The sequence below is a fragment of the Mycolicibacterium frederiksbergense genome, assembly GCF_012223425.1.
GTDB lineage: Bacteria > Actinomycetota > Actinomycetes > Mycobacteriales > Mycobacteriaceae > Mycobacterium > Mycobacterium frederiksbergense.
The window spans coordinates 40,295-64,368 of sequence record NZ_CP038798.1 but is presented as its reverse complement, the minus strand read 5'-3'; the positions used below and the strand labels follow the sequence as shown (position 1 = coordinate 64,368).

At 65.7% G+C, this 24,074-nt stretch carries 23 protein-coding genes and 2 pseudogenes; 17 read left to right on the top strand and 8 right to left on the bottom strand.

Annotation, left to right across the window (positions count from 1 at the left end):
- Positions 1-92 precede the first annotated feature (92 nt).
- A pseudogene (locus EXE63_RS02090) lies at positions 93-1,082 on the bottom strand (IS256 family transposase); the annotation flags it as partial.
- A gap of 320 nt (positions 1,083-1,402) precedes the next feature.
- On the opposite strand from EXE63_RS02090, the gene EXE63_RS02085 reads away from it, so the two are divergent.
- The 3 genes from EXE63_RS02085 (at position 1,403) to EXE63_RS02075 (ending at position 3,773) form a co-directional block, all read left to right on the top strand.
- Entirely contained in the window at positions 1,403-2,707 is a 1,305-nt protein-coding gene (locus EXE63_RS02085; RefSeq protein ID WP_006242318.1) for an IS256 family transposase, read from the top strand.
- A gap of 171 nt (positions 2,708-2,878) precedes the next feature.
- Complete coding sequence (locus tag EXE63_RS02080; protein WP_168140586.1) at positions 2,879-3,184, top strand: transposase; 306 nt, start codon at positions 2,879-2,881, stop codon at positions 3,182-3,184.
- A 244-nt stretch (positions 3,185-3,428) separates the two neighbouring features.
- Positions 3,429-3,773: an IS110 family transposase gene (locus EXE63_RS02075; protein WP_168140585.1), complete on the top strand. Its 345-nt coding sequence runs from the start codon at positions 3,429-3,431 to the stop codon at positions 3,771-3,773.
- Here the strand turns inward: EXE63_RS02075 and EXE63_RS02070 are convergent.
- The 4 genes and pseudogenes from EXE63_RS02070 to EXE63_RS02055 all read right to left on the bottom strand — a co-directional run bounded on the left by EXE63_RS02070 (position 3,735) and on the right by EXE63_RS02055 (position 7,720).
- Entirely contained in the window at positions 3,735-4,874 is a 1,140-nt protein-coding gene (locus EXE63_RS02070; protein ID WP_168140584.1) for an IS3 family transposase, read from the bottom strand. The two genes, EXE63_RS02075 and EXE63_RS02070, sit on opposite strands and share 39 nt — an antisense overlap.
- 80 nt (positions 4,875-4,954) lie before the next feature.
- A pseudogene (locus EXE63_RS02065) lies at positions 4,955-6,439 on the bottom strand (MMPL family transporter); the annotation flags it as partial.
- A complete protein-coding gene (locus EXE63_RS02060) occupies positions 6,436-6,861 on the bottom strand; it encodes an MmpS family transport accessory protein (RefSeq protein ID WP_168140583.1) in 426 nt (141 codons plus the stop codon). The pseudogene EXE63_RS02065 and the gene EXE63_RS02060, both read right to left, overlap by 4 nt.
- A 217-nt stretch (positions 6,862-7,078) precedes the next feature.
- Entirely contained in the window at positions 7,079-7,720 is a 642-nt protein-coding gene (locus tag EXE63_RS02055) for a TetR/AcrR family transcriptional regulator (protein ID WP_168140582.1), read from the bottom strand.
- Between the two features lie 376 nt (positions 7,721-8,096).
- On the opposite strand from EXE63_RS02055, the gene EXE63_RS02050 reads away from it, so the two are divergent.
- The 8 genes from EXE63_RS02050 to phtC are packed head-to-tail and all read left to right on the top strand — an operon-like array spanning position 8,097 to position 13,935.
- Positions 8,097-8,552, top strand: a complete 456-nt coding sequence (locus EXE63_RS02050) for a hypothetical protein (protein ID WP_168140581.1) — start codon at positions 8,097-8,099, stop codon at positions 8,550-8,552.
- Positions 8,553-8,586: 34 nt separating this feature from the next.
- The gene (locus EXE63_RS02045) at positions 8,587-9,987 is read left to right on the top strand and encodes a Rieske 2Fe-2S domain-containing protein (protein WP_168140726.1); all 1,401 of its coding nucleotides are present in this window, start codon (positions 8,587-8,589) and stop codon (positions 9,985-9,987) included.
- Entirely contained in the window at positions 9,984-10,607 is a 624-nt protein-coding gene (locus EXE63_RS02040) for a 3-phenylpropionate/cinnamic acid dioxygenase subunit beta (protein WP_168140580.1), read from the top strand. The genes EXE63_RS02045 and EXE63_RS02040 overlap by 4 nt, the downstream gene beginning before the upstream one ends.
- A 32-nt stretch (positions 10,608-10,639) precedes the next feature.
- A complete protein-coding gene (locus EXE63_RS02035; protein ID WP_234904165.1) occupies positions 10,640-10,912 on the top strand; it encodes a dihydrodiol dehydrogenase in 273 nt (90 codons plus the stop codon).
- Positions 10,909-11,718 (top strand): 3-(cis-5,6-dihydroxycyclohexa-1,3-dien-1-yl)propanoate dehydrogenase, encoded by an 810-nt coding sequence (hcaB, locus tag EXE63_RS02030; protein WP_168140579.1) that lies wholly within the window; start codon positions 10,909-10,911, stop codon positions 11,716-11,718. The genes EXE63_RS02035 and hcaB overlap by 4 nt, the downstream gene beginning before the upstream one ends.
- A 47-nt stretch (positions 11,719-11,765) precedes the next feature.
- On the top strand, positions 11,766-11,960 hold the full coding sequence (locus EXE63_RS02025) for a ferredoxin (protein ID WP_168140578.1): 195 nt from the start codon (positions 11,766-11,768) through the stop codon (positions 11,958-11,960).
- Positions 11,957-13,204 (top strand): NAD(P)/FAD-dependent oxidoreductase, encoded by a 1,248-nt coding sequence (locus EXE63_RS02020; protein WP_168140577.1) that lies wholly within the window; start codon positions 11,957-11,959, stop codon positions 13,202-13,204. The genes EXE63_RS02025 and EXE63_RS02020 overlap by 4 nt, the downstream gene beginning before the upstream one ends.
- Before the next feature lie 2 nt (positions 13,205-13,206).
- Positions 13,207-13,935 carry a 3,4-dihydroxyphthalate decarboxylase gene (gene phtC, locus EXE63_RS02015; protein ID WP_168140576.1) on the top strand — a complete coding sequence of 243 codons (729 nt, stop codon included), beginning with the start codon at positions 13,207-13,209 and terminating at the stop codon, positions 13,933-13,935.
- A gap of 20 nt (positions 13,936-13,955) precedes the next feature.
- On the opposite strand, the gene EXE63_RS02010 is transcribed toward phtC, so the two are convergent.
- Positions 13,956-14,744, bottom strand: coding sequence for an IclR family transcriptional regulator (locus tag EXE63_RS02010; protein ID WP_168140575.1), 789 nt, complete (start codon positions 14,742-14,744; stop codon positions 13,956-13,958).
- A gap of 61 nt (positions 14,745-14,805) precedes the next feature.
- Positions 14,806-15,555: an IclR family transcriptional regulator gene (locus tag EXE63_RS02005; RefSeq protein WP_168140574.1), complete on the bottom strand. Its 750-nt coding sequence runs from the start codon at positions 15,553-15,555 to the stop codon at positions 14,806-14,808.
- A gap of 74 nt (positions 15,556-15,629) precedes the next feature.
- On the opposite strand from EXE63_RS02005, the gene pcaH reads away from it, so the two are divergent.
- The 6 genes from pcaH (at position 15,630) to EXE63_RS01975 (ending at position 22,049) form a co-directional block, all read left to right on the top strand.
- The gene (gene pcaH, locus EXE63_RS02000) at positions 15,630-16,409 is read left to right on the top strand and encodes a protocatechuate 3,4-dioxygenase subunit beta (RefSeq protein WP_168140573.1); all 780 of its coding nucleotides are present in this window, start codon (positions 15,630-15,632) and stop codon (positions 16,407-16,409) included.
- Positions 16,406-16,975: a protocatechuate 3,4-dioxygenase subunit alpha gene (pcaG, locus tag EXE63_RS01995; RefSeq protein ID WP_168140572.1), complete on the top strand. Its 570-nt coding sequence runs from the start codon at positions 16,406-16,408 to the stop codon at positions 16,973-16,975. Before pcaH ends, pcaG begins: the two co-directional genes overlap by 4 nt.
- On the top strand, positions 16,972-18,174 hold the full coding sequence (gene pcaB / locus EXE63_RS01990; protein ID WP_168140571.1) for a 3-carboxy-cis,cis-muconate cycloisomerase: 1,203 nt from the start codon (positions 16,972-16,974) through the stop codon (positions 18,172-18,174). The genes pcaG and pcaB overlap by 4 nt, the downstream gene beginning before the upstream one ends.
- Positions 18,171-18,968 (top strand): alpha/beta fold hydrolase, encoded by a 798-nt coding sequence (locus tag EXE63_RS01985; protein WP_168140570.1) that lies wholly within the window; start codon positions 18,171-18,173, stop codon positions 18,966-18,968. The genes pcaB and EXE63_RS01985 overlap by 4 nt, the downstream gene beginning before the upstream one ends.
- A gap of 78 nt (positions 18,969-19,046) precedes the next feature.
- Positions 19,047-20,441, top strand: a complete 1,395-nt coding sequence (locus tag EXE63_RS01980; protein WP_099961824.1) for an IS1380 family transposase — start codon at positions 19,047-19,049, stop codon at positions 20,439-20,441.
- 846 nt (positions 20,442-21,287) lie between these two features.
- Positions 21,288-22,049, top strand: coding sequence for a sensor domain-containing protein (locus EXE63_RS01975; RefSeq protein ID WP_168140569.1), 762 nt, complete (start codon positions 21,288-21,290; stop codon positions 22,047-22,049).
- Positions 22,050-22,052: 3 nt separating this feature from the next.
- On the opposite strand, the gene EXE63_RS01970 is transcribed toward EXE63_RS01975, so the two are convergent.
- On the bottom strand, positions 22,053-24,068 hold the full coding sequence (locus EXE63_RS01970; protein ID WP_168140568.1) for a serine/threonine-protein kinase: 2,016 nt from the start codon (positions 24,066-24,068) through the stop codon (positions 22,053-22,055).
- Between the last annotated feature and the right edge of the window lie 6 nt (positions 24,069-24,074).

The window sequence follows — 24,074 nt, the reverse complement described above, 5'->3', positions numbered from 1 at the left end:
CGGCCCTGTCAGCATGCGCCCCGCATGACCGGCGGCCTCGAACCTCACGCCGCATCCACGGTCGTGTCGTGGGAGGGCCGGTTAACCGATAGGGGATTGTTGGACCAGATCTGGCGCCAGATCTGCTTGGGGAACGCGGGGAACGCCAAGAGATCCGGCCGGGCCGCTTCCAGGTGTTCAGCTGTCTTGGGGAGCTTGTCGGCGAGCGCGTCGATGATCCGATCGTATTGGGCAGCAACGGATTCAGAATCGGGTTGGTCGAGTACCGAATGCAGTAGCGTCCTGACCCACGGCCACGAGGCTTTCGGGGTGATGGCCATCAGGTTGGTCGTGTAGTGGGTTCTGCAGCGCTGCCATGCCGCGCCGGGCAGCGTGGCGCCGATCGCGGCCACCAGGCCGGCGTGGGCGTCGCTGGTGACCAATTTGACCCCGGACAGTCCTCGGGCGGTCAGCGACCGCCAGAACGTCAACCAGCCGGCTCCGTCCTCGGCGGTACTGACGTCAATACCCAGGATCTCGCGGTAGCCCTCGGCGTTGACCCCGACCGCGATCAGGGCGTGCACGTTGACCACCCGCCCGCCCTCGCGGACCTTGAGCACCAGGGCGTCGGCGGCCACGAAGGTGTACGGGCCGGCGTCCAAGGGCCGGGTGCGGAAGGCTTCCACTGCGGTGTCGAGTTCCTTGGCCATCACCGACACCTGCGACTTCGACAGCGAAGTGATGCCGAGAGTTTCGACGAGCTTGTCCATCCGTCGCGTGGAGACACCGAGTAGGTAGCACGTCGCGACCACCGTCGTCAGAGCCCGCTCCGCGCGTTTGCGGCGTTCCAGCAGCCAGTCCGGGAAGTAGGAGCCCTGGCGCAGCTTCGGGATCGCGAGATCCAATGAGCCTGCGCGGGTGTCGAATTGGCGGTGCCGGTAGCCGTTGCGGGAGTTGGTGCGCTCGGTGCTGCGCTCGCCGTATCCGGCGCCGCACAGGGCGTCGGCCTCAGCACCCATCAGGGTGTGGATAAACGTGGCCAGCAGCTCGCGCAACACGTCGGGATGGCAGGTGGTGAGTCGTTCAGCCAGCACCGCAGGCAGGTGTGGGCAACGGTCATCGCGTCGATTCCTTTGCTCGAGTGACTTTGACGGGTCCCTCGAAGAATCACGCGATGACCCTCAATCACTCGGCTACGACACGCCGGTACCGCTAATCAGGTCCGACTCATACACCACTCTGCTGGACGCAACCGTGACAACCGCGACAGCTGGAAACGAGCGTCCGTCGAGCAATGATCAGAACCTGTGGATGACCCTCGGTGGGGCGGCATGAAAGTGGGCGCACCTTCCCGGGGATGATCTGAAGTCCAAGGTTCTCTGATCAAGACCGGCGTTGACGCGCTGGTTGGGAAGGTACGCCCATGCTCACCGTAGTTCACGACACCGATGAGGCCAACGCCAATGACGGCGGTGGTCGGTCGTTGTTGGATGAGATCGTGCGCGACGGCGCCCGGCAGATGCTGGCCGCGGCGCTGAAGGCTGAGGTGGCCGCCTACATCGATGCCCACGCCGGTGAGCTCGATGAGAGCGGTCGCCGGCTGGTGGTCCGCAACGGCTCCCACGCCGGGCGTGAGGTGTTGACCGCCGCGGGCGCGGTGGCGGTGACCGCGCCGCGGGTCAACGACAAGCGTATCGACGCCGATACCGGTGAGCGGCAGCGGTTTTCCTCGGCGATCCTGCCGGCGTGGGCGCGCAAGTCCCCGCAGATGACTGAGGTGCTGCCGCTGCTGTACCTGCACGGCCTGTCGACCAGTGACTTCGGGCCGGCCTTGGAGCAGTTCCTCGGGTCCAGTGCCGGGCTCTCGGCGACGACGATCACACGGCTGACCAGCCAGTGGCAGGAGGAGGCCAAGGCCTTCGGGGCCCGGGATCTGTCGGGCACTGACTTCGTCTACCTGTGGGTCGACGGCATTCACCTCAAGGTCCGCCTCGAGCAGGAGAAGCTGTGCCTGTTGGTGATGATCGGGGTCCGCTCCGATGGCCGCAAGGAACTCGTCGCCCTGGCCGACGGGTATCGAGAATCGACCGAGTCGTGGGCCGATCTGCTGCGGTCGTGTCGCCGCCGCGGGATGATCGCCCCGGTGTTGGCCGTCGGTGACGGTGCACTGGGCTTTTGGAAGGCGATGCGCGAGGTGTTCCCGGCTACCCGCGAGCAGCGCTGCTGGTTTCACAAACAGGCCAATGTCCTTTCCTGCCTGCCCAAATCGGCGCAACCCGGTGCGGTCGCGGCGATGCGGGAGATCTACAACGCCGAGGACCTCGACCACGCGCAGGTCGCGATCAAGGCCTTCGAGATCGACTACGGCGCCAAGTACCCCAAGGCGGTCGCCAAGATCGTCGACGACGCCGACGTGCTGTTGGAGTTCTACAAATACCCAGCCGAACACTGGATCCACTTGCGCACCACGAATCCGATCGAATCAACCTTCGCCACCGTGCGATTGCGGACGAAGGTCACCAAGGGGCCGGGATCCCGCGCGGCCGGAATTGCCATGGCCTACAAGCTTATCGACGCCGCACAAGCCCGGTGGCGGGCAGTCAACGCACCCCACCTGGTCGCCCTCGTCCGTGCCGGCGCCGTCTTCCACAAAGGCAAGCTACTCGAACGCCCCGCCGACATCACACCGCCCGAGCCGGCCGAATCAACCGAAACGGAGGTCGCCTGAAACACCCCGATCCACAGGTATTGACAATTCCTCGCGTCCGTCGACTAGTGTCCTGAGTTGTTAATTCGTTTGCAGTAGCTGGCGACGGATTCGAGGATTTGGTCGGCGGTCTTGGGGTTGACCCCTGATGGTGGACACCTGACTGGTGGGACTGCTGGTCTCACGGGAAGGATGTCCGTATGTTCGGGCAAGCGTAAGAAGTACACCCCGGAGTTTCGGGAGCAGGCGGCCCGTCTGGTGATCGAGACGGGTCGTCCGATCGCTCATGTGGCCGCTGAGATCGGTGTGGGTGAGCAGTTGCTGGGCCGGTGGGTGCGCCAGGCCCGCGACGACGGCGGCGATAATGGCGCGGTGCTTGATGCTGATGAGCGTGCCGAGTTGGAGCGGCTACGCAAGGAGAACGCCGAATTACGTTTGGACCGCCAGTTTTTAAAAAAAGTACTAATGGGCCCGCTGCGGGCGCACCCGATGAAATGAGAATCCGGCGTTCGCGGGCGTTTGCCGGTGTTGCGTTGGTGCGGGCATGGGTTGATGCTGGTAGTGGTGGCTGCTGGGCTGACGCCGACGCCGCTTGGTGCCCGTGAGCCCGGAAAAAAGTATGGCGTGGAGGGTTGTGGGCACCCGGTTGTGCTGCCGGTGAGCGCGAACTTCAGACTCCTTTGATCGACGACCTTCCTCCGGCAGTCGCCCTGTCCTGTTGGTGCGAGTCGGGAGGTTGATCGTGGATGAGGTGGTCGAGTTTTGCGCGGGTCTGGATGTGCATCGAGACACGGTGGTCGCCACCGTGCGGTTCCCGCAGGGCCGTCGACGCGGCAGTGAGACAAAGACGTTCGGCACTGATACCGCCGAACTGGTGGCATTGGGCGACTGGCTGGTTTCGCATCAGGTGAGCCGGGTCGGGTTGGAATCGACCGGTGTGTATTGGAAACCGGTGTTCTATCTCCTCGAGGATCGAGTCGATCAGCTGTGGCTGCTTAACGCTCAGCATTTGAAGAGCGTGAGAGGGACCCGTTTGGTGGTCCAGTCGTTATGCGACTTTCGGTTGGTGGGTCGTGGCCCACTGTAGGGCAAACTCGGCTGGGGTGCGGTCGCCGTGGGCGGAGTGGGGCCGGTTGGCGTTGTAGTCGCGGCGCCAGTCCTCGATGATCACTCGGGCTTCCAGCAGCGAGTCGAACCGCCATAGGTTGGGCAGTTCGTCGCGGAGTCTGCCGTTGAATGATTCGATCCAGGCGTTCTGCCACGGCGAGCCCGGATCGATGAAAAGCGAACCGGCACTGTTGAATCGACACCAATCAGCTACGGCGTGCGCGACGAATTCAGGTCCGTTGTCGAAGCGCACATAGTGCGGCGTCCCATGGAGGAGTGCCAGGCGGTCCAGGACGTCGACGACACCGTCGGCGTCGATGGAGCGATCCACTTCGATGGCGAGTGCTTCGCGGGTGAACTCGTCGATGACGTTGAGCATCTTCAGGGTGCGTCCGTTGGCGGTGGTGTCGAACTGAAAGTCCATCGCCCAGATCGCGTTCGGTCGGATTGGGGACATCGCGCCGACGGTGACGCCGACACCGGTCAGCCGCTTCTTGCGGCGGCGCTGGGGCACCCGCAGACCCTCCTCGCGCCACAGCCGGCGGATGCGCTTGTTGTTGGCCTTCCAACCCGCTCGGCGCGCCATCTTCGCGGCCCGGCGCCATCCCCAGCGTGGCCGGTCTGTGGAGAACCGACGCAGCCAGGCCCGCAGCTCGGCCTCCTCAGTGGTGACCGGCGCCGGCGTCAGCCGCATCGTGGAGCGGTGCAAGCCGACCACCGAGCAGGCGCGGCATTCAGACACCCCGAACCGCTCACGCAGCGCTGTGACGGCGCTGCGCTTGCGGTTCGGGGTCAGAAGTTTCCCGACGAGATCTCCTTGACCATGTCCGATGTCGAGGGCCTGATTGGCCACCAGCTTCTTGAGCCGGGCATTCTCGGCTTCGAGCTCTTTGAGCCGTTTGGCCTCGTTGGCCTTCATGCCGCCGTACTGGGCGACCCAGCGATGCCAGGTCGACTCGGTGACCTCCAGGTGCCGACACACCTCAGCGAGTTCCTGGCCAGTCCCCAGGAGCTTGTTGCCCTCGGCCAGCTTGCGGATGATCTGATCCGGGGTATGCCGCCGGCGCTTGTTCGATGTCATGTCTTCGTCGATTCTTCCTGCCCGAACACTCGGGCAACAGAGTCCCACAACGACCGGACCACTACAGAGGGCTCACCTCACTTCTGGTTGAGCTGGGACGACACGCCCTGCTGGCTGATCTGGAACGGTATCGAGGTGTTCTCGATCGGAGTTCCCTGTGGGCGCGTGATCGTCTGGACTCGGGCGACACCATCGACATTGAATATCGCCTTCGCGATCTTCTCGATCACGAGGAAGTCAGCGGGGTTGCGCATGTCCTGATCGCTTTCCACCATCACCAATTCCGGGTTCAGCCGGGCGGGATCGAAATGGCGTTCCGCAGCCGCGTACCCCTCGGCTGCCGGGATGTCGTTGGGCAGGTAGTTGCGATCGTTGTAGTTGGTCTCGTACCCAGGCAAGGTAAGCAGACCGATCAAGGAGAGCGCCATCGTGGCCACGAGGATCGGTCCGGGCCATCGCACCACCGCGGCCCCGATCTTGCGCCACGTCCGCACCCGCAGTTTGCGTTTGGGCTCCAGCAGACCAAAACGACTGGCCACCACCACAACCGCCGAACCCAGGGTCAGAGCCACAAGAACGATCACGACCATGCCGATCGCCAGTGGAACGGCGAGCGTCTGGAAGTACGGCAGCCGGGTGAACTGCAGACAGAATGTCGCACCCGCGATCGTCAAACCCGAACCCAGTACCACGTGTGCGGTGCCGTGGAGCATCGTGTAGTAGTCCGACTCGCGGCTCTGCCCGGAGCCGCGGGCTTCCTGATAGCGGCCGATCAAGAAGATCGCATAGTCTGTCGCGGCCGCGATACCCAGGGTCACCAGCAAGTTGGTCGCGAACACCGAGAGCCCGATGATCTCGTGTAATCCGAGAAACGCTACGACGCCCCGCGCCGCGAACAAGGATCCGACGACCATCGCGATCACCAACAGCATCGTGACGATCGAACGGAAGACCAGCAACAGCATCACGAAGATGATCGTGAACGTGACGGCTTCGATCAGCCGCAGGCTTCGGTCTGCGGCGATCTGCTGATCAGCCGTCAGCACCGCCGGCCCGGTGACGTAGGCGGTCACCCCGTCCGGGGCTGGGAGACCAGCGACGATGTCCTGCACCGCAGCGATCGACTCATTGGCGAGAGCCTCGCCTTGGTTTCCCTTGGTGTACACCTGCACATAGGCGGCTTTACCGTCCGGGCTCTGGGCGCCGGTAGCCGTCAACGGGTCTCCCCAGAAGTCCTGCACATGCTCGACGTGTTCGGTGTCCGAGCGGATCGTCGCCCTCCAGAACGATCATCGCCGAACTGTCGGAACTGAATTCATCGAACACCGTGCCGATGCGCTTCATCGCCACCATCGACGGTGCATCCTCGGAACTCATCGAAACCGACTGCTGCTGCCCGACAATTTCCAGCTGCGGCACGGTCGTGTTCAGGACGGCGATGATGAACAGCCAAGCCAGAATGATCGGCACGGAGAGACGGCGGATCCACACCGCGAGTCTTCCGCGGGTGTCCTGCGGGGCGCAGCAGACGTGTCCGTCCGTGTACCGTTTGTCGCTGCACTCATGCCGATTTCACCAAGCAGAAAGTCTGAGCCGCCATGCCGGTGTACGTCCTCTCGTCCTTGACTTCCCCGTCGATGATGATGCGGCAGGTAATGCGGTCATTGTCGCCTTGAGCGATGATGTTCGGAAAGGCGGCGGGGTCAGTGGTTTCCAGTCTCAGGGACCACGGCAGGGGGGCACCGTCCACTCGCTGCGGCCGACTTTCCAGATCGAGGTAGTTGATGTCGGCGTAGCTTCCGTTGCCGAATACCTCGTACTCGACGACCTTGGGGTCAAATGGCTCTGGGTCATCAGCGAAATTCACTGGGGTCACCCGTGTACCCTCCGACCCGAAATAGCCGCGAATCCGGTGCACGGCCAACCCTGCTACCACGACCACCACAATCATGAGCAGGGGGATCCAAACCCGTCGAACGATTTTCATCGCTCCCCGGCCTCGGCGAGGTCCAGCACGACGTTGTTTGTTGTGCGATAGATCCAGGACGGGCCGCGCGGAATGCGGCCACTACGAGATTCGCGCAGGCGTCCTCCGCGTGGGCAGATACAACGCACTGTGAGATCTCCTTTCGCGAGAAGAAGGTTATCCAGAAACTCGTGACGGCGGCCTCGGTCGAGAAGGGCGCCGACAAAGGCCACGCACTTCAGTCCATTCCGGCCGCCGTTGTCCTGTGCCGCTGGCGCGGCTGAACGAGTCCGTCGCGCAATTGCTGGTATCCGGTCCTCATGGAGTCAGCGATGATCTGCCGGTCGGGCATCTCACCGGTGCCGATCACGTGGAGTTCGATCGCAGCCAAGCTCACGGCTTGCGCGGCGTGGAAGACCAAACGAGGGAATACGTCGACCCGGGGATCGTGACCGGTTCGTTTGGCGATTTCGTCGAGCATGGTCGTCGTCGCGCTGTCTTGCAGGCTGACGTGATGGGGCGCGAGAGTGGGGTGGTCAGCCATCAACCGCACGACACTGACCACCCGGAAGAAGTCGTCACTGACTTCGACGAACTCGAGCATGGTGGACTCCAGGGAGTCCAACACCGGTTCGGTGCGGTCGCGCCGGGCGAATGCAGCGATCACGTCGGCCATTGCGCGATCAACGACGAACATCACCGCCTCCTCTTTGGAGGCGAAGTAGTTGAAGAAGGTGCGCGCCGACACATTGGCGGCGTTCGCAATTTCGTCGGTGGTGACCGAGCTCAGACCGTTCTTCGCAGCGAGGTCCAGTGCCGCCCGGCCGAGCGCCTCCTTCGTCGCGAGTTTCTTGCGGTCACGCAGACCCGTTTGAGTCACGGCTCACAGTCTGCAGAAAGTTGCGCGATAGTGCAAAATTTTATTACTGAGAAAGTTTTCCGCCCTGCGCAGGGGATCCGATCCCGGCGGCCGGTGGGCAGGAACCCGGTCACGAGAGAAGTGGAGCGATCACGGTGCAGGCGATTCACGTCAGCGACGGCCTCGTGGTCCCGCCTCCCTGTCGAGGACGTGTACCGGCGGCTGCGCGAATTCCAGACCTACGGCGAGTGGTGGCCAGAGCACTTCCGCGTGGAGTGCGCACCGGATGCGGTCATCTTCCGCCCCGGGCCCGGCATCACGGTGAGGGTGGGCGCGAACGGGCGCGCAGGAGCCCCATCGCATCGACTATCGACACCACGTCGGCCCGCACACCGGCATGGGCACCTCGTCACTGCGCGGAACCCCAGACGGCACGGCCATCACGCTCGCGATCGCGGCAACGCCGAAGAAGATCAGCGGCGGGCTGCTGTACAAGCTGATCCGTTTCTCGCACCGGCACTCCACCGATATCGCACTGCTAGTCGACGGTCTGTCCAAGTCCCTCGACGCCGTCAAGAAGCCCTCAGGCGAGCTGCAGACACAGGGTCGGGGTGCCGACCCCGCCGCAGGCGACAGCATGCACCCAACGTTCAAACAGGTGTCGCCGCACCAACATAAACATGAAATGTTTCGACGGTTAGAGCTGGTCGCGCAAGAAAATCGGACGTCGACGATGAGGGAACCTGTCAACGTCACTGAGCCGCCCCTCCCAGGCGTGCTACGCTCCTCTTTGGAGCAGAAGCCAGTCTCTGCTATACAGAATCCTTGGAGCTGGAGGCCCGCAAGTGACTGATTACCTTCACGTCTTCGACGACGTCCGTCGCGGGATGATCCCCGCGCACATCTACAACGACAAAGAGATCTTCGAGCTGGAAAAGGAGCGTCTGTTCAGCCGGGCCTGGCTGTTCGTCGCCCACGAGTCGGAGATCCCCCAGGACGGCGACTACGTCGTCCGGCGGGTACTCGACGACTCGTTCATCATCGCCCGTGACTCCAAGGGTGAAATCCGGGCGATGTTCAACATGTGCCTGCACCGGGGCATGCAGGTGTGCCGGGCAGAGATGGGCAACGCCTCGAACTTCCGCTGCCCCTACCACGGCTGGTCCTACCGCAACGACGGCCGCATTCTCGGCCTGCCGTTCCACCAAGAGGCCTACGGCGGTGAGGACGGCTTCAAGAAGAAGGGACAGGCCCTTCTTCCCGCACCGAATCTCGCCAGCTACAACGGGCTGATCTTCATCAGCATGGACCCCGACGCCGAACCCCTCGAGGACTACCTCGGGGACTTCAAGTTCTACATGGACTTCTACACCAAACAGAGCCCCAACGGTCTCGAAGTCCGCGGCCCGCAGCGCTGGCGGATCAAGTCCAATTGGAAGATCGGCGCCGAGAACTTCGCCGGCGACATGTACCACACCCCGCAGACGCACATGTCGGTCGTCGAGATCGGCCTGTTCCGGGAGCCGAAGGCCGAGAAGCGCAAGGACGGCACCACCTACTGGGCCGACAAGGGTGGTGGGACCACCTACAAGCTTCCGCCGGGCGACTTCGAGGAACGGATGCGCTACGTCGGCTACACCCAGGACATGATCGAGCGGGCTAAGTCCGTGTGGTCGGCCGATCAACAGGACCTGATCGGCAAGGACGGGTTCATGATCTCGGCCGCGTCGTGTTTTCCGAACCTGAGTTTCGTACACAACTGGCCCAAGGTCGACGGCTCCGACGAGGACGTCCTGCCGTTCATCTCGATCCGGATGTGGCAGCCGATCAGCGAGAACGAAACAGAGGTCTACTCGTGGTTCGCCGTTGATTCCAGCGCACCCGAGGAATACAAGAAGCTCTCCTACAAGGCGTATCTGATGTGCTTCGGCTCGACCGGGATGTTCGAGCAGGACGATGTCGAGAACTGGGTGTCGTTGACCAACACCGCATCCGGCGCCATGGCCAGGCGGCTGCTGCTCAATAGCAGGATGGGGCTGCTCGAAGACGACAGCACGGTCGGCGAACTGCTCACCCATGAGCAATTCCACGGCCCCGGAACCTCCTATATCGGATACAACGAACGCAACCAGCGGGCACTGCTACGGCTGTGGGCCGAGCATCTCGAGGCCCCTCCGGTCGAGGCAGCGGTGAAGGCTGTCGATGCGTACAACCCCGGTGGGATCACCCCACTGACACAGACCAACGGCCAGAGCGGCCCCGAACGACAGGCGGTGCCACAGTCATGACCGCGATCGACACACCCTCCCCCAACGGGTACAGCCGGGCCGGACACGGTTCGACCTATTCGGAACAAGCGATCCTGGGCGAGAACGCGCCTCGGCAGCAGCGGGCGGGAAAGCCCCTGCCGTTCAACGACGAACGTCACCTCGCGGCGCATCAGTTCCTGGTCGACGAGGCCTATCTGCTCGATGCCCAGCACTACGAGCAGTGGCTGGACACCTTGACCGAGGACATCCACTACATCATGCCGGTCAAGGTCACGACCGCCCTTGGCGCTGGCTTCGACACCTCACCAGGAATGGCTCACTTCGACGAGAACAAAGACTCGCTGAGCCGCCGGGTCGCCCGGTTTCGCACCGAACATGCATGGACCGAGGATCCGCCGTCACGGTTGCGGCACTACGTGACCAACGTCCGTACCTTCGCCACCGACGACGCCGACCACCTCGTTGTGGAGTCGGCCGAACTCCTCTTCCGCAGTCGCGGCGACGTCAACGAGTCTGCGCTGGTGTCCTGTGGACGCGAAGACCTGCTGCGCAACGACGGCGGGTGGAAACTGGCGCGTCGCACGATCTCCATCGACGAATCCGTCTTGCGAATGCAGAACCTGGCGGTGTTCCTGTGATACCGACGGACGCGCACACCGAGGGTGTCACCGTGGCGGCCCGGGCGGGTGGGTTCGCCGAGCTGGTGAGCCGCACGGTGGGCGAGCCCCTGCGGATCGCCAACGAGTTCTCAGACGTCGAAGTGCGCCGCGTCGACACCCGCAACGGTTCGCGACTACTGATCTGCTCACCGAAGACGGGACAGTGGATCAGCCTCGACGCGCTCGAGGTGGAAGCACTCACGTGGCAGAACCCCCAGACACTGGAAGCCATGGTGGGCAACATCAACGCACCCCTGCTGCCGGGTCCGGAGGCGCATCGATGACGGGGTGGCTCGACGGCAAGCGGGCCCTCGTCGTGGGCGCAGGCTCGGGTATCGGCCGAGCGGTGGTCGACGCGTTCCGCTCCGAGGGCGCCCAGGTGGCGGTGCTCGAACGCGACCACGACAAGTGCGAAGCGTTGCGTGCGGCACTGCCCGAGGTTCCCGTCACCGAGGGCGACGCCTCGACCCGCGACGCCAACGACCGTGCCGTCGCATCGGCCGTGGCGGCGTTCGGTGGCCTGGACACGCTGGTCAACTGTGTCGGCGTCTTCGACTTCTACCGGGGCATCGGCGATATCGACGCCGACCACCTCGACCAGGCGTTCGACGAGATGTTCCGGACGAACGTGCTGAGCCACCTGCACTCGGTCAAGGCCGCGCTGCCGGCGCTACGAACGGGCAATGGATCCTCGATCGTGCTGACCGAGTCGGCTTCCTCGTACTACGCCGGACGCGGTGGGGTGTTGTACGTCGCCTCCAAATTCGCGGTCCGTGGCCTCGTGACCACGCTCGCCCACGAACTGGCGCCCCACATCAGAGTGAACGGCGTGGCCCCGGGCGGCACCCTCAACACCGATCTACGCGGGCTCGACAGCCTCGGCCTGGACACCATTCGGCTCAACGACACCCCGAACCGTGCACAGGACCTGGCCGCGCGCACCCCGCTGCAGGTTGCGTTGTCCGGTGAGGACCACGCCTGGAGCTTCGTCTTCCTGGCCTCGGATCGATCCCGGGGCATCACCGCAACCAGCACCCACCCTGACGGCGGGTCGGGGATGGGCGCGCCGAAACCGCAACCACGCAACTGACTCGCACACACATCTCATATCCCGCGATACTGCAAGGAGGAACAGCCATGGCGACAGTCCGATCCGACCCGAGCGCATGCCAGGGCTACGCGAACTGCGTGGCTGGCGCCGAGGACTATTTCGACATCGACGACGACGGTATCGTGGTTCTGCTCAAGACAGATGTGCCGGACTCCGACCTGACACGCGTCGAGGAGGCCGCCCGGTCCTGCCCGGTGTCGGCGCTGTGGCTGGACAAATGACGACGAGGTCGACCGTGGTGATCGTCGGCGCCTCTGTCGCGGGTGTTCGCGTTGCCGAGGAGCTGCGCCGCAACGCCTTCGACGGCACGATCGTCATCCTCGACGAGGAAGCGGAACTGCCCTACGACAAACCACCACTGTCGAAGGCCCTGCTGGCCGGCACCACCGGCGTCGAAGACGTCACCCTGTTGTCCCGGGCGGCCGCCAACGAGCTCGGCCTCGACCTCCGTTTGTCCAGCCGTGCCAGCACCCTCAACCTGTCACGCAACGAAGTCGAGCTCGACGGCGGCGACCGGGTCGGATTCGACCAGCTCGTCATCGCCACCGGGGCGCGGGCCCGGCCCTCGCCATGGGGGCAACCCGAGGGCCTGCATCTGCTGCGCACGCTGGGCGACTCACAGCGGCTGCGTGCCGACCTCGAACGCGGCGGGCGACTGGCCGTCATCGGAGGCGGGTTCATCGGTGCCGAGGCGGCGGCCACCGCCCGGTCCATGGGCCTGGCGGTCACCATGATCGATATCCTTCCGGCCCCGATGGAACGAGTTCTGGGACCCGAGGTCGGCCAACGCTTCGCGGCGCTGCACCAACGCCACGGCGTGCAGACGATCTTCGGGGCCGGCGTCGCCGAGGTCACCGGGCATCGCGGAGAGTTCCGCATCGGCCTGACCGACGGTCGCACCGTGGACGCCGATTATGTCCTGGTGGGGATCGGCGCCATCCCCAACGACGACTGGCTGGCGTCGTCGGGTCTTCTGATCGACAACGGTGTGGTGTGTGACGAACGCTGCCAAGCCGTCGATGCACCCGGGGTCTTCGCGGTCGGCGATGTCGCGCGCTGGCGCAACCCGGAAACCGGCCGGCTGACCCGAATCGAGCACTGGACCAGCGCCATCGAGCAGGCCGCGCTGGTTGCCCACAACATCACCCATCCCGACGATCAACTGGACTACTCCCCTGTCGAATACGTCTGGAGCGACCAGTACGACTGGAAGATCCGGGTCGCCGGAAACCCTGGTCACACCGAGGGCCGACATGTCGAAATCCTCGGGGAGGAAACGGACTCCAATCGGTTTGCGGCGCTCTACCACGACGGCGATACGCTCACCGGGCTGGTCGTGGTCAACTGGCCCCGCGCGTTGATCGCCGGCCGCAAGGCCCTCTCGGCCGGCACCGCCTACTCGTTGGTCAGAGAATCCCTGCTGGAACTCGCACAGCGGCCGTCCCCCGCCGCCAAAGGAGCGTGACCGTGCCATTCGCAGGCCACCTGCACGAAGAACGCCAATTGGTGGCCGATGCCTGTCGGGTGGCTGCCGCACGTGGGCTGGTCGACGGAATTCTCGGCCATGTCAGCCTGCGCATCGGCGACGATCTCATGCTGGTGCGGTGCCGCAGCGACGGTGACCGCGGGGTCGCCTTCACCGAGAGCTCGGACATCCGGCTCGTCCACTTCGACGGATCAGCCGGCGCAGCAGGAGAACTCGACGGCTACCGGGTGCCCAACGAGCTGCCCATCCATTCCGAATGCCTGCGGGCCAAGCCGCAAAACCAGGCCGTGGCACATCTGCACCCACCCGAGGTCGTCGCGGCGAGCCTCGCCGGCATCACCATTCGGCCGATCTACGGCGCATTCGACATCCCGGGGGCCTGGATGGCGCGAGCGGGGGTGCCGGTGTATGAACGGGCGGTCTTGATCCGCGATGCCCGTCTCGCCAGGGAGATGGTGGCCGCGATGGGCGATCACCCCGTGGCCATCTGCCGCGGTCACGGAATCGTCAGTGCCGCAGAGACGGTTCAGCAGGCAGTCTTGCAGGCGATCAGCGTCGACCAGCTCGCTCGCATGTCGATGCGGATAGTGGCCGCGGGTGGCACCCCTCGCGACATCGACGACGCGGACTGGGATGATCTGCCCGACCTCGGAGCGAAATTCAACACCGACGCCGCCTGGAAGTTCGAGATGGCGCAGCTGGGCTCGTAGTTCGGACTCCCAGCGTCCACTCAGACGAGCCGTCGGCCGATCTCTGCCGCAGCATCGGCCAATGTGGATACCACCTCCGGATACATCGACGCCGTCAACCGGTGCACGGGCGCGGCGGCATTCAAGGCCAGTCGCAGACCGGGCGCTGGAGTGGAGATCGGGACCGCCAACAACGTCACTCCCTCCTCGCTTTCCTCCCTGTTGACGGCGTATCCCCGCTCGCGGACACGGGCGAGCTCGAGGTCCAGTTCAGTGCGACGTCGTATCGAGTGCTCAGTGATTCGGTCCAGATTCTCACGCGGATAGACGTTGTCGAGTTCAGCCTCGGATAGCTCGGCGAGCAGCACTTTCCCTGTCGAGGTGCAGTGCGCGGGCATCGTTCGCCCGAGTCGGGACGCCACCCGAACGGCCGTAGGACCTTCGACGGCAGCGATGAACCGCACATTCGCACCGTCGAGCATCCCCACGTGAACCGCCTCGTTGAGCTGCTCACTGAGGCGGCGCAACACCGGCTTGGCGGCGTCCTCGACATCGATGCGTCCGAACACGGCGAACGCCAAGCCCATCAGAGCGGGACCTGCCCGGAAGATCTTCGACGACGAGTCCTGACGCACGAATCCGCGATACTGCAGCATTGCCAGAAGCCGATGTGCTGTCGAGGACGCGACACCGAGGTACCGCGCAGCCTCGCTCAGCCGGATCTCCGGCCGATCGGTCAGCAACAGGACGAGTCTGAGCGCCTTGTCCACCGATTCGATCGGATACTGCGGCACCGGAGGATCTGCGGCAGGACCGGATGCGTCGCTCATGTCGACCACCTTTTCTGCACAACAGAGATACTAGTCCGAACGGCCCCCGCAACGCGGCCGGTCAGAGCCTGCGACCAATGCCTCCGGCGGCCACCTGCAGTGCCCCCTGCAGACGCTGGCGGTCACGCCTGAGAGAGGGCAGCACCATGCCGATCGCCGCCACCACTTGACCGTCGGACGAGCGCCTCACCGGTACGGCCAACGAGCACGCCCCCAACGACATTTCCTCGCTCGTGGTCGCCACGCCGTCCCGGCGGACGCGTTCGAGCTGAGACCACAGCACCTGCGGCTGGGTGACGGTGTGCGGGGTGATCCGGGTCAGATCGGCGAGCACGCGTGCCTGGACGTCTACGGGCGCGTAGGCCAGGAGTACTTTTCCGACACCGGTCGCGTGCATCGGCAGGCGGCTCCCCACTGAGCTCACGATCGGCAACGAGGCCAGGCCCCGCATCCGGTGCAGGAAGAGCACCTCGTCGCCATCGCGTACGGCGAGATGCACCGTCGCCTTGGTGGCGGCATAGACATCGTGCAGGTAGGGCTCTGCGAGCTGCCGCAGCGGACCCGATACCGGGGCGAGCAGACCGACCTCCCACAGCAGCGGTCCGATGGCGTAGCGACCGTCGTCGAGCCGCTGCAGCGCCTTTCCGGCGACGAGCTCGCCGACCAGACGGTGCGCCGTGGGCACCGGAACATCTGTCCGCCGGGCCAGATCGGTCAGGGTCAGCACCCGGTGCCGCTCGTCGAAAGCAGCCAGAATCGCCAGCAATCTGGAAGCCACGGTAGCGCCCGGAGTCGAGACGTTGCCCGCCACAAATGTCCCACCTTTTCCGCTGAGTGAAATTCTATCCTTCAATCGAACGGCCGCGGGCGGCTACCGTGCCAACCATGACAGCACCTGTCGACACGAACCCGGACAGCGCATCTGCCAGTCAGGCCGAGATCAGCGCCGAGATCTCGGAGATCTCCGAGAGCTACCAGCGTGCCGGGGTCGAGGAAACCCAACCCCGGTTGGACTACCCGCCCTATCGCAGCAGCATTCTCCGCCACCCCACCCAAGAGCTCTACCGTGCCGACCCGGAGGGGGTCGAACTATGGGCGCCCTGCTTCGGTGATCGCGATGTGCACTCGCTGGAATCAGATCTGACTATCCAGCGGGACGCCCCGCCGATCGGCGAACGGATCGTGGTGATGGGACGGATCGTGGACGGAGAAGGCCGCGCGGTGCGCCGTCAACTCGTCGAGATCTGGCAGGCCAACGCCGCCGGGCGCTACGTCCACAAGCGCGACCAGCATCCAGCCCCTATCGATCCGAACTTCGCCGGCGTCGGCCGGTGTCTGACCGACAACGACGGCGTCTACCGCTTCACCACCATCAAGCCCGGCCCCTACCCGTGGCGCAACCACCACAATGCGTGGCGGCCCGCGCACATCCATTTCTCGTTGTTCGGCAACGAATTCACCCAGCGGATGGTCACCCAGATGTACTTCCTGGGCGACCCGTTGTTCGGGCTGGACCCCATTTATCAGTCGATCACCGACCAGAAGGCGCGTGACCGCCTCGTGGCCGCCTACGACCACGGCGTCACCTCCCACGAGTGGTCCACAGGCTACCGGTGGGACATAGTCCTGACCGGTAGCACCAGCACTCCGATGGAGACTCGATGAGCACCGTGTTGACCGCGACCCCGGGTCAGACCGTCGGCCCATTCTTCGGCTTCGCGCTCCAGGTCGGGGAAGCCCACGAACTCGTGCCACCCGGGTACCCAGGTGCGATCCAGTTACACGGGCGGGTCACCGACGGCGAGGGCGCGCCGGTACCCGACGCACTGCTGGAGATCTCGCAGGCGGACGCCGAGGGCGTCCTGCAGAAGGCGCCGGGATCGCTCGGCCGCGACGGCTGGACCTTCACCGGGTGGGGGCGGGCCAGCACAGACCCCGGTGGGCACTACAGTTTCACCACGGTGACGCCCGGTGCCATCGGACCGGGTTCGGTACCGTTCTTCGCTGTGACGGTATTCGCGCGCGGCCTGCTGAACCGGCTGTTCACCCGCGCATACCTACCCGGCTGCCAGCTCGGCAGGGACAAGTTACTGGCCGCACTGCCTGCAGCCCGCCGCCAAACGCTGATCGCGATCCCTGATGAGCACGGCTTTCGTTTCGACATCAGGCTGCAGGGCGACCACGAAGCCGAGGAGACAGTGTTCTTGCAGTACTCCGGACCAGGGCGTTGACCGACCCCTTCTGGCCGGGTGATCACCGCGCCGGAGACCTCTTCTCCGGGGCAGCATTCCTGCGAGCGATGGTTTCGGTGGAAACCACGTGGCTGGCTGCGCTCGTCGAAGCGCAGGTAGCCCCAATGGAAGCAGAGACCGACTTGTCGGGGTTCATCGGTAGCGCCGACGTGGAACCGCTGGCCGCAGGCGCCGAGGACAGCGGAAACCCGGTCACCGGCCTGGTGAAGCTGTTGCGGACGCGCACCGGCGATCCTGTCGCGCAGTGGTTGCACCGGGGCCTGACGAGCCAGGACGTGCTGGACACTGCACTGATCCTCTGCCTGCGCGACGCACTCGCGCACATCCGCACTGAACTCGACCGGCAGATCGGGGTGCTGACCGAGCTCACCGCCCGGTACCGGCTCACCCCGATGTTGGCCCGCACCCTCACCCAGCCCGCCCTGCCGAGCACAGTGGGAGCCAAAACCGCCAGCTGGCTGACCGGGGTCCTCGACGCTGCCGACGTCCTCGCCGCCGTGCCCGTCCTACCGGTGCAGGTCGGCGGCGCGGCCGGAACACTGGCCGCAAGTACAGAACTCACCGGCTCGCCCGATCGGGCGGTAGCGCTAAGCGAGACATTCGCCCGGAGGCTGGGACTGACGCCCGCGACGCCGTGGCACAGCACACGCTCGATCGTCACCAGAACCGGGGACGCCCTTGTCACCTGCTGTGACGCCTGGGGACACATCGCAGCCGACACCGCGACCGGCAGTCGGCGCGAGATCGGCGAATTCGCCGAGGGGAACGGCGGGGGATCGTCCACGATGCCGCACAAGGACAATCCGGTGCTGTCGGTTCTCATCCGCCGCACTGCGATCACGGCGCCCCATCTGGCCGCCATCCTCCATTCCGCATCGGCAGCCAGTGTCGACGAGCGCGCCGACGGCGGCTGGCACGCCGAATGGTCGGCCTTGCGCACCCTGACCCGACGCACCGTCGTCGCCGCGTCCCACACCGGCGAGCTACTGGCCGGACTGGGCATCGACACCGAGCGGGCCGCAGCGAATTTGGACACCGCGGGCGACCTGCTCGGCGAGCAGCGCACCATGGCAACTCTGACCGGCCGCCCTGCCGGTCCCGATTACACCGGTGCGTCCGAGCACCTCGTCCAGGCCGCGCTACAGCGGGCACACCGCCACCTCGATGGAGCCGTATGACCGTCCCACAGATTGCCACCACGGACTTTGGTGGCCCCCGACACGGGGAGCTGCTGCTCGTGGGCCCGTCACTGGGGACCTCCTCGGTCACGCTCTGGGCCTCAGCAGCCCAGCGCCTGACCAGCCGCCTTCGCGTCGTCGGCTGGGATCTACCCGGGCATGGCTACAGCGCCCCGGCCGCGGGGTTCTCGATGCCCGAGCTGGCCGCCGCGGTGCTCGCGGTTGCCGATCGCCACGCCGGCCGACAGCGGTTCCACTACGCCGGCGACTCCCTCGGCGGCGCAGTAGGCCTGCAGCTCTTGCTGGACGCTCCCGAGCGGCTGCTCTCGGCGGCACTGCTGTGCACCGGCTCGGCAATCGGGACGCCAGCGGACTGGCGATCACGTGCCGCCACGGTACGGGCAGGTGGTACCGATCCGGTGGTCGGCACCGCGCTGGCGCGGTGGTTTGCCCCCGGTTTCGTCGACCGCCAACCCGAGGTGGCCACAGCACTCTTGGACGCACTGCGCCGTACCGATGCCGAATCCTACGCCGCGGCCTGCGAGGCACTCGCCGACTTCGACGTGACCGGCAGACTCGGTGAGATCACCACACCCCTGCTCGCCGTCGCGGGAGCACAGGATGTCGCTACTCCTCCGGAGGGTCTGCGGGACTTGATATCCCGGGTTAAGGACGGCCGACTGGTGGTGCTCGACGAAGTGGGGCACCTGGCCCCTGCAGAGGCACCCGAACGGGTCAGCGACCTGATCTTAGCCTTGATCCACCGATCGAATAGGAGTTGGGGCGGGTTGTAAAAACGAAATGCCCTGTCGCGGTGAAAGAATGGGATTTGTCTAGGATCACATTCGGTCAGAACGAAGGGCATCTCGTAGATGCAACTATCTCACACTCGTCCTGTGGCGTCAGCCCGCTTTGATGACCCCAATCTGGTGTCGTGTGCCGGGCTGGTCCCGATGGCCGCTCTGGCTCATCAGTGCGGGTTGAGCAGCCTGGCTGATGAGCACATCACGGTGCCGACCGACAAGGGCGCCAACGCCGGGGCGAAAGTCTTGTCGCTGGTCGCGGGCATGGTAGCTGGTGCTGACAGCATCGATGACATGGCCTTGCTGCGCCACGGCGCGATGGGCACCGTGTTCGACCGCCCGTACGCCCCGTCGACGCTGGGATCGTTCCTGCGCGAATTCAGCTTCGGTCATGTCCGCCAACTCGACGCCGTGGCGGCGCGGTTGCTGGCCGGTCTGCACGAACGCACTCCGGTGCTGGCCGGTGTTGACGGTCCGGTGTGTGTTGATCTCGATGACACCATCATCGAAGTGCACGGCTACACCAAACAGGGATCTGGTTACGGATACTCCGGGGTCCGTGGGTTAAATGCGCTGATCGCCACGCTCACCACTGAGCATGGTGCACCGATCATCTGCGGCCAACGCCTACGCAAAGGCGCCTGCGGATCAGCACGTGGAGCTGCCCGCATCGTCGGCGACACGCTGGCCACCGTGACACGACTGCGCTCTTCGGCGGCAGCCACCCGGCCGCTGCTGCGAGCCGACTCGGCGTTCTACGGCTACCCAACCGTGGCGGCTGCTCTGCGCGGTGGTGCCGACGTGTCGATCACCGTGCGCCTGGACCCAAAAGTCAAAGCCGCCATCGCCGCCATACCCGAGGACGCCTGGATCTCGATCCAGTACACCGACGCGATCTACGACGAGAACACCCAGCGCTGGATCTCGCGCGCCGAGGTCGCCGAGATCGACTTCACCGCGTTCAGCTCCCGCAAAACCAGCGAGCAGATCCCCGGCAGGCTGGTGGTGCGGCGCATCCCCGACCTCAACCCCGCCAGCGGCGAGGGGCAGACCACCCTGTTCGACACCTGGCGCTTCCATGCCTTCTTCACCACCACCGACCTCGATACCGTCACCGCCGACAAGACCCACCGCGGCCACGCGCTCATCGAGCAGGTCCACGCCGACCTCAAAGACTCTGCTCTGGCCCATCTGCCCTCGGGGCGATTCGGCGCCAACGCCGCCTGGCTGGTGTGCGCAGCGATGGCGTTCAACCTCACCCGCGCCGCGGCCACCCTGACCGGACCAGCGCTGGCCAAAGCCCGCACCGGCACCATCCGCCGCACCCTGATCAGCGTGCCGGCACGCATCGCCTCCTCGGCCCGACGCCTGACCCTGCACCTGCCACGCAACTGGCCCTGGGAAACCGCGTGGAACACCCTGTTCCACAGTCTGTTTGGCCGAAACCGGCCACTGCTGGCCTAACAGAGCAACCCCAACCGCCCGCACGAGACGAAAGACCCACAGGAACAAGCCGATACCGAGATCGGGCCATCACACACACCCACCTCACGGCACACCCCGGGCCCAACGCACACAATCGAAATCGACTTCACACCGACAGCTCACCGGTGGATCGAGGCTTAGAGGCCCGTGGCGAGGGAGAAGCGGGCACATTCCGCCGGGGTAGGTCACGCCCGGGTCGGGCGTGGGCACGCAGGATTCCGACGAGCCTCCGCAAACGAATTTTGGTGCATGTGACCCTGCAGACGGCGTGCGAGACTGAATCCACGCCGCAGTAAGTCGACGCGCGGCACGCCCAGCGGGGCGTCACCGGTGCCAAATGAGGGGGAAGTGTTGCGCCCGAATGATCCGACCAGCGGACACGACAGCGGCGAGACGACCGATTGGCCGGTGAGCGGCGCTTCGCCTGCCGAGCGGCAGGCCTCCCCGTCAGCGCCAGCCCCGTCGCCCGGCCCGTCCGGCGAGGAGGAAGCCACTCAGGAGTTCGGTCGGTTCACCCGCCCACCGCAGCAACCACCGGCGGCACCACAACCGCCTGCAGGTGGGTGGGACGTGCACGAGCAGAGCACCCAAGAGGCGCCGCAGTTCACCCGCCCACCAGTGCAGCATCCACCGGCGGGATCCTCGGGGTGGCCACAGACCCCGGCGGCGTACCCGGCTCAGAATCAGCCCCCGGCCGGGATGGCTGGTCCGCCGTACGGCGCTTCCGCCGGGGGTACAGCCCCCGCCGTACCCGGGTTACCCGCCGACGCTTCCCCCAAGCCGAGTCGCGCATCGGCGATGATGAATGACCGGAGGTGGTGGGCCGTGGGCGGGGCCGTCGTGCTGGTTGCCGCCTTGGGCGGAGTCGCCTTCATAGTGAACCGCGGCGATACCGATGCCACCACGGCCAGCCCCACGTCGACTACTGCCGCGCAGGTGCCCGCCGCCCCCGTCACGACCATGCAGCCAAAACCCTCACCACCGGCTGCGCCGCCACCGGCACCCGCTCCGCCTGCGCCGACCGTGGCCGCCGACGCCCTGCCCGGACTGCTGCTCTCACCCGACCAAATCAGTCAACGGCTCAACACCCCCGGCATGGTCCCGACCGCGGTGCTGAGCAACCCGATTCCCGGCGGCGTCACCCCCGCGAACTGTGTCACGACGTTCGTCCCCGTCGCCGCCGACGCCCTCAACGGGTCGGGCTTCACCGGAGTTGCGCTGCAAGGAGTGGCGCTGGAGCCAGCGGTGAAGGCGGTTCAGGGGGTAGTCGCGTTCCCCGACCCGGGCGCCGCCAAGGCGTTCTTCGACCAGCGCTCCGCGGACTGGTCGGCGTGCAAGTCCAGCCACATCACCTACGACGACAAGCAGGACGCGAAGATCGATGAGATCGACCTTGGCGTGCCCGCGATGTCCGGCGACGTGATGACCCTGGAGTTCACCTCGACGAACTCCAAGACTGCGAACCAACGGTGCGAACGGGCTCTCACCGTTCGCGGCAACGTCGTCGTCGACACGCGTGCTTGCGCGCCGAACGTGAACAGCGCCGCTTACGACTTCGCGTCCGACATCGCCGCGAAGATCAAGTGACCGTCACCGAATCTGGCGCGCCAACTGGTTGACCAGTGCGGTGTTGAGGTAGTCGGTCGCCGCATAGCCGGGGACGTTCAGGGCCGCCACGGTGGCGGGATCGTCGATGATCACGGTGATGCCCTTGTACGACGAAAATGGCTGCGGCAGACCGTTGTAGCTGCCTCCGCCCGCGCCCTGATCGGTGCGCACCACCAGACGCACGTCGGTGGGTGTGGCGTTGAGCTGCGCCGGGTCCGGGACTGGCCGCGTCAGTCCGCCAGCTCCGGCGGCCCCCAGATCAGACGGATAGCGAAACCCCAGCCCCTGGAGGTACCGGGCCGAATCTGACTGCGCGACAGCGACACTGACGCCGTCGTCGGCGACGAGGACCACCTGAACGCTCTTGCCGTCGAACGCGGGGTGGGCCGCACGGATGTCGGCCTGCTTGGCGGCGGCGCCGTCGAGGAGACTCTTGGCTTGGTCACTGCGGCCGAGGATGCGGCCAATCCACTCCAGCTGCGCCTGCCACGTCCACCCGCTGGCATTTGGCGGGCGGGTGACGGTCTGCGCCACGGCGGCCAGAGCGTTGTAGGCGGCGTCGTCGATCTCGCCGGTGTCGATGATCAGGTCGGGTTTGGTGGCGCCGATCGCCGCCGGATCGGCCTCGGCAAGGACCTGCACGTCCCCGGTGACCTTCTGCTTCTCCCAGCTGGGCAGGGCCCCTCCGGGGGAGACGATGGCGACCGGTTGCACACCCAACGACAGCACCGCGTCGCCGTCACCGGAACCCGCGGCAACCACGGCGCTGGGCGCGGCGGAAAGCTGCGCCTGCCCATGCTGGTGGACCAACGTCTGCGCCTGATAAGACGGTGCTGCATCGTCCCCACTGAACGCGACGTAGCCGCCGATACCGGCCGCGACCAACACCGTCACCACCGCCACGATCGCGATGGGCAGCACGCGACGCCGCCGAGGGGGCGGGGGAGTGATCGCTCGCGCCGCCTCCGTGACCCAGGGGGGCCGCGCACCGCCATACGGCTGCGCGTACGGCGGGAAGGGAGGCGGAGTGTGTGCCGACGACGGCTGCGACCGGCCGGGACTGTGCTCTCCAGACCACGACGGCCCCTGCTGTGACCGGCCGGGGCTGTGCTCCCCAGACCACGACGGGGCCATCGGCGTCCGTGGGGTCTGCCGCACCGTCTCGGTGGACTCGTCCAGCGCGCGAACCGCCGCACGGGCCAAGTCCGTCGCGGTCTGATACCGCTGGTTGGGCTCCTTGGCCATCGCCGTCGCGATCACCGCGTCCAGGGCCGCCGGCAAGCTCGCATCTATGTCGGTGACGCGGGGTGGGGGCTCGGTGAGGTGCGCCGCGGCTGCGGCGGCCATACCCCCCGACCGGGCGTACGGCGCACGGCCAGTGAGCATTCGGTAGAGCGAGCACCCCAGTGAGTAGATGTCGGAACGGTGATCAGTCGGCTCACCGGTCAACGATTCCGGGGCTGCGTAGGCCACGCTGGCCATGACCATTCCGGTCTGGGTCAGACCCACCACCTCGTCGAGGGCCCGGGCGATACCGAAGTCGGCCAAGAACACTCGTTCGTCGTCAGGCGCCAGCAGGAAGTTGGCTGGCTTGACGTCGCGGTGCAGAAGGTGACGGCGGTGGGCGTAATCCAATGCCTTGGCCACTTCGGCGACCACGTGAACCGCACGCTGCGGCGTCATCCGCGCCGCCGCCAATTCCTTGTCCGCGTCGCTGCCGGCGACGTACTGCATGGCGATCCACAGCTGCCCGTCGGTTTCGCCGCGGTTGTAGACGGTCACGATGTTCGGATGGTCGAGGGTGGCCGCCAATTCGGCTTCCCGCTCGAACCGTGCCCGGAAGTGAGCATCTTGAGACAGCTGCGGCGAAAGGACTTTCAGCGCGTCACTGCGCGGCAACGTTGGATGCCGAGCCCGATACACGGTGCCCATGCCACCGGCCCCCAGGACCACCTCAATGGTGTACCCCGCCACCACCTCACCAGCATTCAGAACCATCTGTCG

What these genes read in the sequence shown, in the direction of transcription:
- EXE63_RS02060 (WP_168140583.1), bottom strand. Translation starts at nt 6,861, where the DNA reads ATGAAAATCGTTCGACGGGTTTGGATCCCCCTGCTCATGATTGTGGTG.
- EXE63_RS01985 (WP_168140570.1), top strand. Translation starts at nt 18,171, where the DNA reads ATGACCGTCCCACAGATTGCCACCACGGACTTTGGTGGCCCCCGACAC.
- EXE63_RS02040 (WP_168140580.1), top strand. Translation starts at nt 9,984, where the DNA reads ATGACCGCGATCGACACACCCTCCCCCAACGGGTACAGCCGGGCCGGA.
- hcaB (WP_168140579.1), top strand. Translation starts at nt 10,909, where the DNA reads ATGACGGGGTGGCTCGACGGCAAGCGGGCCCTCGTCGTGGGCGCAGGC.
- EXE63_RS02050 (WP_168140581.1), top strand. Translation starts at nt 8,097, where the DNA reads ATGGGCACCTCGTCACTGCGCGGAACCCCAGACGGCACGGCCATCACG.
- EXE63_RS02045 (WP_168140726.1), top strand. Translation starts at nt 8,587, where the DNA reads ATGATCCCCGCGCACATCTACAACGACAAAGAGATCTTCGAGCTGGAA.
- EXE63_RS02010 (WP_168140575.1), bottom strand. Translation starts at nt 14,744, where the DNA reads ATGAGCGACGCATCCGGTCCTGCCGCAGATCCTCCGGTGCCGCAGTAT.
- pcaG (WP_168140572.1), top strand. Translation starts at nt 16,406, where the DNA reads ATGAGCACCGTGTTGACCGCGACCCCGGGTCAGACCGTCGGCCCATTC.
- EXE63_RS01980 (WP_099961824.1), top strand. Translation starts at nt 19,047, where the DNA reads ATGCAACTATCTCACACTCGTCCTGTGGCGTCAGCCCGCTTTGATGAC.
- EXE63_RS02080 (WP_168140586.1), top strand. Translation starts at nt 2,879, where the DNA reads ATGTCCGTATGTTCGGGCAAGCGTAAGAAGTACACCCCGGAGTTTCGG.
- pcaH (WP_168140573.1), top strand. Translation starts at nt 15,630, where the DNA reads ATGACAGCACCTGTCGACACGAACCCGGACAGCGCATCTGCCAGTCAG.
- EXE63_RS02070 (WP_168140584.1), bottom strand. Translation starts at nt 4,874, where the DNA reads ATGACATCGAACAAGCGCCGGCGGCATACCCCGGATCAGATCATCCGC.
- EXE63_RS02085 (WP_006242318.1), top strand. Translation starts at nt 1,403, where the DNA reads ATGCTCACCGTAGTTCACGACACCGATGAGGCCAACGCCAATGACGGC.
- EXE63_RS02020 (WP_168140577.1), top strand. Translation starts at nt 11,957, where the DNA reads ATGACGACGAGGTCGACCGTGGTGATCGTCGGCGCCTCTGTCGCGGGT.
- EXE63_RS02025 (WP_168140578.1), top strand. Translation starts at nt 11,766, where the DNA reads ATGGCGACAGTCCGATCCGACCCGAGCGCATGCCAGGGCTACGCGAAC.
- EXE63_RS01970 (WP_168140568.1), bottom strand. Translation starts at nt 24,068, where the DNA reads ATGGTTCTGAATGCTGGTGAGGTGGTGGCGGGGTACACCATTGAGGTG.